The sequence below is a fragment of the Metapseudomonas resinovorans genome (assembly GCF_002003485.1).
Classification (GTDB): domain Bacteria; phylum Pseudomonadota; class Gammaproteobacteria; order Pseudomonadales; family Pseudomonadaceae; genus Metapseudomonas; species Metapseudomonas resinovorans_D.
Genome location: NZ_BDMA01000023.1, coordinates 127,347 through 139,942 on the forward strand (window position 1 = coordinate 127,347; position 12,596 = coordinate 139,942).

Below are 12,596 nucleotides of genomic sequence, written 5' to 3' on the forward strand. Positions count from 1 at the left end.
ATTGACCTGCAGCTTATTCGTCGTCGAACTGATACGCGCCGGGCGCGAGGTTCTCGAAACGCGAGTACTTGCCGAGGAAGGCCAGCCGCGCGGTGCCCAGCGGACCGTTACGCTGCTTGCCGATGATGATTTCGGCCACGCCCTTGAACTCGGTCTCGGGGTGGTACACCTCGTCGCGGTACACGAACAGGATGATGTCGGCGTCCTGCTCGATCGCCCCGGATTCGCGAAGGTCGGAGTTGATCGGGCGTTTGTTCGGACGCTGTTCAAGACCCCGGTTCAGCTGGGACAGGGCGATCACCGGGCAGTTGAACTCCTTGGCCAGGGCCTTGAGCGAGCGCGAAATCTCGGAGATCTCGTTCACCCGGCTATCGCCGCTGGAACCGGGAATCTGCATCAGCTGCAGGTAGTCGACCATGATCAGGCCGATCTCTCCGTGCTCGCGCGCCAGGCGGCGGGTACGGGCGCGCATCTCGGAAGGCGAGATGCCGGCGGTGTCATCGATGAACAGCTTGCGATCATTAAGCAGGTTGACCGCAGAAGTCAGGCGCGGCCAATCGTCGTCGTCCAGGCGGCCGGCGCGGACCTTGGTCTGGTCGATGCGACCGAGGGACGCGAGCATACGAATCACGATGGATTCGGAGGGCATCTCCAGGGAGTACACCAGGATCGCCTTGTCGCTGCGCATCAGGGCGTTTTCCACCAGGTTCATGGCGAAGGTGGTCTTACCCATGGACGGACGGCCAGCGACGATGATCATGTCGGCCGGCTGCAGGCCACTGGTCAGGTTGTCGAGGTCGTTGAAACCGGTGGACAGGCCGGTGATGGCATCGCCGTTGTTGAACAGCTCGTCGATGCGGTCGATGGCCTTGACCAGGATGTCATTGATGCCCACCGGGCCGCCGGTCTTCGGACGTGCCTCGGCGATCTGGAAGATCAGGCGCTCGGCTTCGTCGAGGATCTCTTCACCGGTCCGCCCCTGGGGCGCATAGGCGCTGTCGGCGATTTCAGTGCTGATGCCGATCAGTTGGCGCAGCGTGGCGCGCTCGCGAATGATCTGGGCATAGGCCTTGATGTTGGCCACCGACGGGGTGTTCTTCGCCAGTTCGCCGAGGTAGGCCAGGCCACCGACCTGGGACAATTGGCCTTCCTTGTCCAGCTGTTCGGACAGGGTGACCACGTCGAACGGCATGTTGCGTTCGGCCAGCTTGAAGATGGCGCGGAAGATCAGCCGATGATCGTGACGATAGAAGTCGCCGTCGGACACCTGGTCGAGCACGCGCTCCCAGGCATTGTTGTCCAGCATCAGGCCCCCGAGGACAGCCTGCTCGGCCTCGATTGAGTGCGGCGGCACCTTCAGGGCGGCGGTTTGCAGGTCGAACTGTTCCGGGGCGGTGATTTCGTTCATGGGCTCGGAAAATTCTCGGACTGGAAAGACATCGGGCACGTCACCGCTTTCGCAATGACGTGCCCGATGTTAGCGAGCCCGCACCTGAGTGCAAGCTCACCTCGACGGCTTGCTTAGCCGGCAACCACGATCAGCTTGACCGCAGCTTCAACGTCGGTGTGCAGGTGCAGAGCAACGTCGTATTCGCCAACTTGACGAATGGTGCCGTTCGGCAGGCGGACTTCGGCCTTGGCAACCGGAACGCCAGCGGCGGTCAGGGCGTCAGCGATGTCGTGGGTGCCGATGGAACCGAACAGCTTGCCTTCGTCGCCGGCGCTGGCAGTGATGGTCACTTCCAGTTCGGACAGCTGGGCAGCGCGGGTTTCGGCAGCAGCCTTCTTATCGGCAGCCTGCTTTTCCAGCTCAGCGCGGCGGGCTTCGAACGCAGCAACGTTCGCAGCGGTAGCAGCGGTGGCCTTGCCTTTCGGCAGCAGGAAGTTACGGCCGTAGCCGGACTTTACGTTCACCTTGTCGCCCAGGTTGCCCAGGTTGGCGATTTTTTCCAGCAGGATGACTTCCATTTGGGTCTTACCTCTTAACTTTTAACCTTCACCGTTCGCGGGACCGGCGCCATTCTTGCGCGCCTTGCGACCGCGAAAATCAATCAGACTGTCGACGATGGCCAAAACCACCAGCAACGGATAGATCAACTGCATGAACAGCAACAGCGACACGTACAAACCGACCAGCCAGAAACCGGCCAGCCCACCCTGCTTCGCCAGACCGTGCACCAGGGCCAGGCCGGCGAAAGCCAGCGGCACGCTGCAGATCGGTGTCAGCATCGCCAGCTCCAGGCCCAGGTTCGGACCCAGCAGCATGGCGGCCAGCAGGCCGAAGGCCAGTGCCGGCGGCAGTTTCAGCGCGCGGAACTCGCTGCCGAAACCACCGGGGTTGTACAGGGCTGCCTGCCAGTAGCGGCCGAGCGTCAGGCTCAGCACGCTGACCAGCTGCAGCAGCGCAGCGATCAGGCCGGTCAGGACCGGCGCGACCATGGCTCCCAGACGCGCTCGCTCGTCATCCGCCAATTGCGAATAGACGCCACCCATCACCTGCGGCATGAGCTTCTGCAGCTCACCCGCCATGGCGGCAATGGGTTCGCGGAACACCGCGCCCAGCACCAGGCCGTACAACAGACCAAGCGCCACGCTGATCATCAGCACCCGCGTCCAGGACACGCTGGAACGCAGTACCAGAGCCAATCCCAGCGCACCGACCAGCACCATCAAGGTGCGCGGCTCGCCGAAATACCACCAGCCAAGAGCTGGCAGCAGGGCCCAGGCAATGATGCCGAGAGCATCGTTCACACCACGCCGCAGCAGCACCAGGCAACCTGCGGCTGCGCTCAGCCAGAACATCAGGGGCAAAGCCGCTGCACCCGCCACCACGAGGGTGGCCTGCATACGGCCGCGCATGATGAATTCCGCCAGAGCGCGCATTGCGATCTATCCCTTACTTAGGTCGACCGACCGAGATCAACGGCCGTGGCTGTCGGTGTAGGGCAGCAGGGCCAGGTAGCGGGCGCGCTTGATAGCGGTAGCCAGCTGACGCTGATACTTGGCTTTGGTGCCGGTGATACGGCTCGGAACGATCTTGCCGGTTTCGGAGACGTATGCCTTCAGGGTGTTGAGATCCTTGAAGTCGATCTCTTTCACGCCTTCAGCGGTGAAACGGCAGAACTTACGACGACGGAAGAAACGTGCCATGAACTTGGCTCCTCAATAGATCCGTGGATTACTCGTCAGCGTTGTCGCTGTCTTCGCCTTCGGCGACAGCGTCAGTCTCAACGCGCTCACGGCGCTCACGGCGCTCGTTGCGGTTTTCCTCGGCCTTGAGCATCTCGGACTGGCCAGTGATGGCTTCGTCGCGACGGATGACCAGGTTACGGATGACGGCGTCGTTGTAGCGGAAGTTGTCTTCCAGCTCGGCGAGGGCTTTGCCGCTGCACTCAACGTTCAGCATCACGTAGTGAGCCTTGTGAACGTTGTTGATGGCGTAGGCCAGCTGACGACGGCCCCAGTCTTCCAGGCGGTGAATCTTGCCACCGTCTTCTTCGATGAGCTTGGTGTAGCGCTCAACCATGCCGCCAACCTGCTCGCTCTGGTCCGGGTGAACCAGGAAGATGATTTCGTAATGACGCATAAATGCTCCTTACGGGTTGTAGCCTGCCAACATAGTGGTCAGGCAAGGAGTGAATATCTCGTTTGGGCTTGCCGGGTCGGGGACGTGCGCGAGCCTGCCCCCACGGCAAGGGGCGACATTCTAGAGAAGGGTCGAATGCCGCGCAAGATGAATTGGTGAAACTTTGAACAGCCCCGGACAGCAGGAAAGCTATCCGGGGCAGGCAGGCCTCAGGGGCGACTGCGGCGCTGGCGCACTGCCTCGAACAGGCAGACGCCGGTGGCCACGGAGACGTTGAGACTGCTGACGCTGCCGGACATGGGCAGCTTGACCAGGTAATCGCAATGCTCGCGAGTCAGGCGGCGCATGCCCTTGCCTTCCGCGCCCATGACCAGCACGGTCGGGCCGGTCATGTCCTGTTCATAGACTTCCTGCTCCGCCTCACCGGCAGTGCCGACTACCCACAAGCCCTTCTTCTGCAGCTTCTCCAGGGTACGCGACAGGTTGGTCACCGCCACCAGCGGCATGACTTCCGCCGCGCCGCAGGCAACCTTGCGCACGGTGGCATTGAGGGTGGCGGACTTGTCCTTTGGCACGATCACGGCCAGCACGCCGGCGGCATCGGCGGTGCGCAGGCAGGCACCGAGGTTGTGCGGATCGGTGACGCCGTCCAGAGCGAGCAGCAAGGGCGCGCCCGGGCTGCGCTCAAGCAGCTCGTCGAGCATGTTCTCGCCCCAGACCTGGCTGGGACTGACCTCGGCTACCACGCCCTGGTGGACACCTTCGGCCCACTCATCCAGCTCGTGGCGATCCTTGTGGCCAACCGCGATGCGATGCTGCCCCGCCAGGTCGAGAAGGACCTGGACCCGCGGATCATGTCGACTTTCCGCCAGCCAGAGCTGCTTGACGCGTTTGGGGTGATGGCGCAGCAGCGCCTCCACGGCATGTACGCCGTAGACCTTTTCCAACTGACTCATTTCTGGACCTTGCTACCAGGCGCCTTGGGTTTTGGCGGACCTTTGCGGTGTTTCGTGGGTTTGCCGGTGGACTTGGCCTTCGCCGCCTTGGATTTTTTCTTCGGCGGCTTGGAGCCTGTCCTGGCGGCATCGTTAGCCGGTTTTTCCAGCGTTTTCTGGGCCGGGCGCGTACCTTTGCTGGCCTTGGCCCCCTGACGGGCCTCGCTGAGCAGCGCCTGTTTCATGGCCCTACTCTTGTCCACATCGGTATTGCCAAGCATGTCTTCTGCCTGGGCGAGCATTTCCGGTGGCACTGCTGGCAACGCCTGGACCTTGCCAGCGCGGTGGCGACGCGGCGCCACGGCTGCCCGCGGCTCCTGCTGGAGGGTTGAAGTATCTCGCTGGGCGTGGCGGGCAGCGCCCTTGGCACCCCGACTGCGGCCCTTGCCGACCTTGGGCTCGGCAGCCTTGGCCTTGCCTTTGACCGGAGCGGACTTGTCGGTGCCGCGATTCTTGCGACCGACCGGTGCGGTGAGGACGTTGTCGGAGAGCTCGAAATCGATCTTGCGCTCGTCCAGATCGACCCGCGCGACCACCACTTCCACCTCGTCGCCCAGGCGGAAACTGCGGCCAGAGCGCTCGCCAGAGAGGCGATGGTGGATGGGATCGAAGTGGTAATAGTCGCCCGGCAATGCGGTCACGTGCACCAGGCCTTCGACATAGATGTCGATCAGCTCGACGAAGATGCCGAAGCCGGTCACTGCCGATATCACACCAGGGAAGGTCTCGCCCACGCGATCACGCATGTACTCGCACTTGAGCCAGTTGGTGACATCGCGGGTCGCTTCGTCAGCACGCCGCTCGGTCATCGAGCACTGCTCACCGAGCTGGACCAGGCGCGCTTCGTCGTACGGGTAGATGCGCGCCTTGGGCATGCTCGCCGCGCCGGCCCGCTGTACATGGGCGCTTTCGCGCTTGGAGCGGATCAGGCTGCGAATGGCGCGATGCACCAGCAGGTCCGGATAGCGCCGGATGGGCGATGTGAAGTGGGTGTAAGCGTCGTAATTGAGGCCGAAGTGCCCCTCGTTGTCCGGGCTGTACACGGCCTGACTGAGGGAGCGCAGCATCACTGTCTGGATCAGGTGAAAGTCCGGACGCTCGCGAATCTGCTCGAGCAGCGCCTGGTAGTCACTCGGCGTCGGCTCGTTCTTGCCGCGATTCAGGGACAGCCCCAGCTCGGCAAGGAACTGTCGCAACTTATCCAGACGCTCGCTCGGCGGACCGTCGTGGACACGGTAGAGCGCCGGAATCTCGTGCTGCATGAGGAAGCGCGCGGTGGCCACGTTGGCGCACAGCATGCATTCCTCGATCAGCTTGTGGGCGTCATTGCGCTGGGTCGGCAGGATTTCGGAGATCTTGCGGTCGGCGCTGAAGACGATGCGGGTTTCCTGGGTCTCGAAGTCGATGGCTCCACGCACCTGGCGCTGCGCCAGCAGGACCTTGTAGAGCTTGTAGAGTTGCTGAAGCGGATTGACCAGATGCGGCAGCTGCCCGGCGAACTGTTCGGCTTCGGCGGAATCCGGGGTTTCCAGGAACTGGCTGACCTTCGTATAGGTAAGCCGCGCATGGGAATGAATGACCGCCTCGTAGAACTCGTACCCGGTCAGCTTGCCGGCGCGGGAAATGGTCATATCGCAGACCATTGCCAGGCGATCCACCAGGGGGTTCAGGGAGCAGAGGCCATTGGAAAGCACCTCGGGCAACATCGGAATGACCTTTTCCGGGAAGTACACCGAGTTACCACGATTGCTCGCTTCTTCATCCAGCGCCGAGCCCACCTTTACATAGTGGGAAACGTCGGCGATGGCGACGACCAGGCGCCAGCCGCCACCCTTGCGGGCCTCGGCATAAACGGCGTCGTCGAAGTCGCGGGCGTCTTCGCCGTCGATGGTGACCAGGGGCAAGTCGCGCAGGTCGATGCGCTTTTCCTTGTCCTTCTCAGCCACCTCGGGCTTCAGCTTGGCCGCTTCCTTGATCACAGCGGCCGGCCATTCGTGCGGAATGTCGTAGCTGCGCAGGGCGACTTCGATCTCCATGCCCGGCGCCATGTATTCGCCCAGCACTTCGATCACTTCGCCCTGGGCCAATCGGAAGTTGCTCGGCCACTGCTCGATCTTCACCTGCACGAACTGGCCGTGCTTGGCCGCACCCTGCTTGCCCTGGGGCACCAGGACTTCCTGCTGGATCTTCGGATTGTCGGCGACTACTCGGGCAATGCCGCTTTCCTCAAAAAAGCGGCCGACCAGGGTTTCGTGGGCGCGCGCGATCACTTCCACCAGGGCACCTTCGCGACGGCCACGGCGATCGACGCCGGAAACCCGCGCCAACGCGCGGTCGCCATCGAACACCAGACGCATCTGCGCGGGGCTGAGGAAGAGGTCTTCGGAAGCGTCGTCAGGAATAAGGAAGCCGAAGCCATCGCGGTGACCACTGATGCGGCCACAGATCAGGTCGAGCTTGTCCACCGGTGCATAGGTCCCGCGACGTGTATAGATAAGCTGGCCATCGCGCTCCATGGCGCGAAGCCGACGACGCAGGGCTTCGAGCTGCTCGTCGGTGGTCAAGCCGAACTCCTCCACCAACTGCTCCCGACTGGCCGGGGCGCCACGTTCGTCGAGGCGCTGCAGGATCAATTCGCGGCTGGGGATGGGGTTCTCGTATTTTTCCGCCTCGCGAGCGGCCTCGGGGTCGAGGTTCTGCCAATCGGCCATTAGGGGGTGATCACCTTTTTATCCATAGAGGTATTTGCCATGTGTCTTATTGAAGCGCGAATTCCGATTGTCGGTCAGCTTAGTCCGAAGAATAATTTTTTTCGCGCTCAGGGGTTTACAACACAAAAGTCGGCTCGTATAGTTCGCGCCCACAGCGTCGCTGAGACGTTGTGAAGGAAGTGAATGAGCAATCATCGCATCCTGAAGTGCCCAGGTGGCGGAATTGGTAGACGCACTAGGTTCAGGTCCTAGCGGTGGCAACACCGTGGAAGTTCGAGTCTTCTCCTGGGCACCACTCTTCAACAAAGCCGAGCTCTGCTCGGCTTTGTGCTTTCTGGCTTCCGGCGATTCCGCGACAGCCACCCGATAAAGAGGCGAGCCTGCGCCCGCCCTCTTCCTTGATCCCTTTACGCCTTGAACTGCCCCAGGCTGGCCTTCAACTGATCAGCCAGGCCGGCGAGCACGCGCCCGCTGCTGGCAGTCGCCGCTACCGCCTCGGCAGCTCGGCTAGCCTCGATATGGATCACATCGACCCGGCCACGCACACCGTCGGCCCCCGTCGCCTGATGCTCCGCCGCACGAGCGGCCGCTTGCACCGCACCATGCACCTGTTCCACGGCCTGCTGGACGCTCTGCTGCAGGCGCTCGCTGTCACGCAGCGCCTCCAGCCCCTCCACCGCACGCTCGCGCGCTTGGGAAATCGCCGACACGGCCTCACGCGCACCGGTCTGCAGGGCCACGATGTGCTCCTGGATATCGCCAGTGGACTGCTGGGTCTTGCTGGCCAGCGCCCGCACCTCATCGGCGACGACGGCAAAACCACGCCCGCTCTCCCCCGCTCTCGCCGCCTCGATGGCTGCGTTCAACGCCAGCAGGTTGGTCTGCTCGGCAATGCCATGAATCACTGACAGCACCATTTCTATCTGCTGACTCTGCCGCGCCAGTCGCTCGATCACTTCGGAACCGTTCTGGACCCGCGCCTCCAGGTTCTCGATCAGGCCGCCCACCTTGCGTGCGATGGCGGCATTGTCCTGTGCCGCCTGACGAATCTCGCCCACCTGACGTAAGGCATCCTGCATCGCCTGGCTTTCAGCCTGGGCTTCCGCCGCCATGCCGGCCAGCGCACTCAGGCTGCCTTCCACCTCACTGCGCTGGCGGTGTGCCGCGGCCTCGGCGGATTGGCTGCGCTCGGAAAGCGCCCGGATTTCCACGCCGGTGCGCTGCGCCACATCCCCCGCTTCACGGACGATGGGCTGCAACTTGTCGACGAAGCGGTTTACCGCAGTGGCCATTTCGCCGACCTCATCACGACTGTCGAGTTTGACGCGACGCGTCAGATCGCCTTCGCCCGCAGCCAGGTCGTTCAGGGCGTTGATCAGCAGACGCAGGCGCACCACCACGCGGCGCCCGAGCACCACAGCCAGCACCAGCAGGACGCCGAGACCGACCAACGCCAATCCCAGACCGATGCGCCAGCGCAGTTCAGCCGCCGCCGACTCTACCGCCTGACGGGTACCCACACTCATGCTGCCAGCAGCTTCTCGGGCCGACTGCAGGCGAGCAGTCAGGACCGCACTGCTCTCATTGGCGGCGCCAGAGAGGCTTTCGCTCACCAGCTCGCCGCCACTGGCGATCAGCGCGGAGAATCGCTGGTCCAGCGCCTTCAACTGCTCCTCCACTGCGGCGGTCGAGACCCCCATGCGCACCTTGCCAATCTCCACGCCATTGGGACTGATGGGCGCGTCCACCAGGTAGACAGAGGGATCGTTGGCCGCTGCATTCAGAACCTTGTCCAGGGCGCGATCACCCTGCCCCTTGGCCAGTAGCGCCTTGATCTGCGGGTTCTCGCGATTGAGGTAACGCGTCAGGTGCTGACCATTGGCATCGTCGTAGACAACGAAAAGCACATTGGGATTGCGCTGGGCACGACGGGCGAACTCGGAAAGGGTAGGCACATCGTTGTCCCACATGGCCCGTGGCGCTACGGCCGCCAGCAATTGGGCCAGGTCGTTGGCCGACTCCTTGAGGCTCTGCTCCAACGTTTGACGCAACTGCCCCTGCTCCTGCTGGAGACGCTCACCCAGAGCCACCCCCAAGCGCTCGCGGGTCTTGGTGGAGAGGGCACTCAAACTACCGGAAACTTCCTGCCCGGCCTGCTCGAGATCGCCCGCCAGGCGCTGGGTGTCGCCACCCAGGCGCACGCCCAGCTCTTCCACCAGCGAGTTCACGGTGCCCCGCGTAAGAGCAACCGCGACCAGCACCTGCACCAGGAGGGCAATGCCCAGCGCAATGAAGACCGGACGAAGCAAACGGCTTTGCAACAAAGACAGGATGGCTGACACGACTTGTGGCTCCTTTACGACCGTTACCGCTATAACGGCGACAACCCGGATTTATAAAGTGCCAGCAAGGTACGTGCCGACCGGTAGCGCGACATTCGCGGTCACGGAAACGACGAAGGGCCGCACATGGCGGCCCTTCGGGGGAGTCAGGAGACTCAGGCGTAGGGGTGACGCAGGACGATCGTCTCGTTACGGTCAGGACCGGTAGAGATGATATCGATGGGCGCACCCACCAGCTCTTCCACGCGCTTGATGTAAGCGCGGGCGTTGGCCGGCAGTTCTTCCAGGCTCTTGGCGCCGACGGTGGATTCGCTCCAGCCCGGCATTTCCTCGTAAACCGGCTGCAGGCCGATGTAGCTGTCGGCATCGGTCGGCGCATCGATCAGAATCTCGCCGTTCTGGTCCTTGTAGCCGGTGCAGATACGGATGGTTTCCAGGCCGTCGAGCACGTCCAGCTTGGTCAGGCATAGGCCCGAGATGCTGTTGATTTCGATGGCGCGACGCAGGATCACGGCATCGAACCAGCCGCAGCGACGGGCGCGACCAGTGGTGGAGCCGAACTCATGACCACGCTTGGCGAGGAAGGCGCCGGTTTCGTCGAACAGCTCGGTCGGGAACGGGCCGGAACCCACACGAGTGGTGTAGGCCTTGGTGATACCGAGGATGTAGTCCAGGTACAGCGGACCGAAGCCAGAGCCGGTGGCGGTACCGCCAGCGGTGGTATTGGAGCTGGTGACGTACGGATAGGTGCCGTGGTCGATGTCCAGCAGCGAGCCTTGCGCGCCTTCGAACATGATGTAGGCGCCTTGCTTGCGCAGCTGGTGCAGGCGCGCAGCGACGTCGAGCATCATCGGCTTGAGCAGCTCGGCGTAGGCCAGAGCCTCATCCAGGGTCTTCTGGAAGTCGACCGCCGGCTCCTTGTAATAGTGCTGCAGAACGAAGTTGTGGTAGTCCAGCAACTCGCCCAGCTTGGCGGCAAAGCGCTCGCGGTGGAACAGGTCGCCGATACGCAGGCCGCGACGAGCGACCTTGTCTTCGTAGGCCGGGCCGATGCCACGACCGGTGGTGCCGATCTTGGCGTCGCCGCGGGCCTTCTCACGAGCCTGGTCCAGGGCCACGTGGTACGGCAGGATCAGGGTGCAAGCCGGGCTGATGCGCAGGCGCTCACGCACCGGCACACCCTTCTCTTCCAGCTTGGTGATTTCGCGCATCAGCGCATCGGGCGCTACCACCACGCCGTTGCCGATCAGGCACTCGACATTTTCGCGCAGGATGCCGGACGGGATCAGGTGCAGCACGGTCTTCTCGCCGTCGATCACCAGGGTGTGACCGGCGTTGTGGCCGCCCTGGTAACGCACTACGGCGGCAGCCTGGTCGGTCAGCAGATCGACGATCTTGCCCTTACCCTCATCACCCCACTGGGTGCCCAGGACTACGACATTCTTACCCATAACACTTGTCCTCTTCGCAGAAGCTCGAAGCCGGCAGCCGCCGGCGGAAAACACGGAAAATCGTTAGCGGCCGGCAGTTCAGCACCGGCCTTGAAACCACGTCCTAGGAAAGCGCCGCCACCTGCCAGCGCCCACCGCCCAGAACGAGCTGACGGTCACAGCCGGCTTCCTGCGCGCTTGCCACTTCCTGGCCCGGCAGGGCCTGCACCACACGCTGACCCTCAGCGCGAAGGCGCTTGACCTCGTACCACAGGTACGGGTCATGGCTATCCGGTGCCCAGATACCGGAAACCTCTTGCTCCAACGACATGCTGCCCAGGGTCACCAGGGTTTTCAGGTCGGTGGAGAAACCGGTAGCGGGACGGGCCCGACCGAAGTCGGCGCCGATGTCGTCGTAGCGACCGCCCTGGGCAATGGACTGCCCAACGCCCGGCACGAAGGCGGCAAAGACGACCCCGGTGTGATAGTGGTAACCGCGCAGCTCACCCAGATCGAAGTACAGCGGCAACTCTGGATAGCGCAGTTCCAGCGCATCGGCGATGGCAATCAGCTCATCCAGCGCGCGGTGAACGTCCTCCGGGGCATCCATCAGAACGCCCTGGGCCAGGTCCAAAACCTCACGCCCACCGCAGAGCTCAGCCAGGGAGCGGAGCATGGAGGCCAGCTCGCGGGGCAGGTCTTCGGTGAGTTCAGCCACCTCGTCCACTGCCTTGCGCTGCAAGGCGTCGAACAGGCTGCGCTCAACCTCGCCGGACAAACCCGCTGCCTTGGCCAAACCGCGATAGATTCCGACATGGCCGAGATCCATATGCACGTCCGGCACAGCAGCCAGCTCGAGCATCTCCAGCATCAGGCTGATGACTTCCACGTCGCTCGCCGGACTGGCGTCGCCGTATAGCTCAGCACCCAGCTGGATCGGGCTGCGCGAAGTGGAGAGCGCTCGCGGCTTCGCATGCAGCACGCTGCCGGCATAGCACAGGCGATTCGGACCTTCGCGGCGCAGGGTATGAGCGTCGATGCGCGCAACCTGTGGCGTGATGTCTGCGCGGAATCCCATCAGATGGCCCGACTGCGGGTCGGTCACCTTAAAGGTGCGCAGGTCGAGGTCCTGACCGGCACCGGTCAGCAGGGACTCGAGATATTCGATGTGCGGAGTGACCACGAAGTCGTAGCCCCAACGCTGGAACAGGTCCAGCACCTGGCGGCGGGCTGCCTCGATGCGTGCCGCTTCGGGCGGCAGTACTTCTTCGATACCGTCTGGCAGCAGCCAGCGATCTACCGTTGCCATTTCGCCAATCCCCTCTCAACCGGGCGGCAAGCCATCAGTGAAGCAGATAAAGGAGGCCGGTCCCCAGCAACATGCTGGACAGGCCCATAAGGCGGAGATGGCGGTCCTTGAACTCTGCCACCCCAAGCACCGCGGCGCGCCAACGGCGCGGATAGAGGAAGGGCAGGATGCCTTCCAGCACCAGCATCAGACAAAACGCAATGCCGAGTTCCTGCCACATGAT

At 63.2% G+C, this 12,596-nt stretch carries 11 protein-coding genes and 1 tRNA gene; 1 reads left to right on the top strand and 11 read right to left on the bottom strand.

Features of this window, described 5'->3' with window-relative positions:
• Positions 1-13 precede the first annotated feature (13 nt).
• From dnaB to rnr, 7 genes are all read right to left on the bottom strand, one after another.
• Complete coding sequence (gene dnaB / locus MnOB_RS08235) at positions 14-1,408, bottom strand: replicative DNA helicase (protein ID WP_077523739.1); 1,395 nt, start codon at positions 1,406-1,408, stop codon at positions 14-16.
• A gap of 113 nt (positions 1,409-1,521) precedes the next feature.
• Entirely contained in the window at positions 1,522-1,968 is a 447-nt protein-coding gene (rplI, locus tag MnOB_RS08240; RefSeq protein ID WP_077523740.1) for a 50S ribosomal protein L9, read from the bottom strand.
• A gap of 21 nt (positions 1,969-1,989) precedes the next feature.
• On the bottom strand, positions 1,990-2,883 hold the full coding sequence (locus tag MnOB_RS08245; RefSeq protein WP_077523741.1) for a YybS family protein: 894 nt from the start codon (positions 2,881-2,883) through the stop codon (positions 1,990-1,992).
• 36 nt (positions 2,884-2,919) lie between these two features.
• Positions 2,920-3,150 (bottom strand): 30S ribosomal protein S18, encoded by a 231-nt coding sequence (gene rpsR, locus MnOB_RS08250; protein WP_016495030.1) that lies wholly within the window; start codon positions 3,148-3,150, stop codon positions 2,920-2,922.
• 28 nt (positions 3,151-3,178) lie between these two features.
• Positions 3,179-3,586 carry a 30S ribosomal protein S6 gene (gene rpsF / locus MnOB_RS08255; RefSeq protein ID WP_077523742.1) on the bottom strand — a complete coding sequence of 136 codons (408 nt, stop codon included), beginning with the start codon at positions 3,584-3,586 and terminating at the stop codon, positions 3,179-3,181.
• Between the two features lie 209 nt (positions 3,587-3,795).
• The gene (gene rlmB, locus MnOB_RS08260) at positions 3,796-4,542 is read right to left on the bottom strand and encodes a 23S rRNA (guanosine(2251)-2'-O)-methyltransferase RlmB (RefSeq protein ID WP_077523743.1); all 747 of its coding nucleotides are present in this window, start codon (positions 4,540-4,542) and stop codon (positions 3,796-3,798) included.
• Positions 4,539-7,292 carry a ribonuclease R gene (rnr, locus tag MnOB_RS08265; RefSeq protein ID WP_077523744.1) on the bottom strand — a complete coding sequence of 918 codons (2,754 nt, stop codon included), beginning with the start codon at positions 7,290-7,292 and terminating at the stop codon, positions 4,539-4,541. The genes rlmB and rnr overlap by 4 nt, the downstream gene beginning before the upstream one ends.
• A 208-nt stretch (positions 7,293-7,500) precedes the next feature.
• Between rnr and MnOB_RS08270 the strand changes: the two genes are divergently transcribed.
• Positions 7,501-7,587: transfer RNA gene (locus MnOB_RS08270), tRNA-Leu, on the top strand.
• A 112-nt stretch (positions 7,588-7,699) separates the two neighbouring features.
• Here MnOB_RS08270 and MnOB_RS29795 read toward each other — a convergent pair.
• From MnOB_RS29795 to MnOB_RS08290, 4 genes are all read right to left on the bottom strand, one after another.
• The gene (locus MnOB_RS29795) at positions 7,700-9,634 is read right to left on the bottom strand and encodes a methyl-accepting chemotaxis protein (RefSeq protein WP_077523745.1); all 1,935 of its coding nucleotides are present in this window, start codon (positions 9,632-9,634) and stop codon (positions 7,700-7,702) included.
• Positions 9,635-9,789: 155 nt separating this feature from the next.
• On the bottom strand, positions 9,790-11,085 hold the full coding sequence (locus MnOB_RS08280) for an adenylosuccinate synthase (RefSeq protein ID WP_077523746.1): 1,296 nt from the start codon (positions 11,083-11,085) through the stop codon (positions 9,790-9,792).
• Positions 11,086-11,188: 103 nt separating this feature from the next.
• Positions 11,189-12,373 (bottom strand): ATP phosphoribosyltransferase regulatory subunit, encoded by a 1,185-nt coding sequence (locus tag MnOB_RS08285; RefSeq protein ID WP_077523747.1) that lies wholly within the window; start codon positions 12,371-12,373, stop codon positions 11,189-11,191.
• A gap of 34 nt (positions 12,374-12,407) precedes the next feature.
• Positions 12,408-12,593, bottom strand: a complete 186-nt coding sequence (locus MnOB_RS08290) for a DUF2065 domain-containing protein (protein WP_077523748.1) — start codon at positions 12,591-12,593, stop codon at positions 12,408-12,410.
• Between the last annotated feature and the right edge of the window lie 3 nt (positions 12,594-12,596).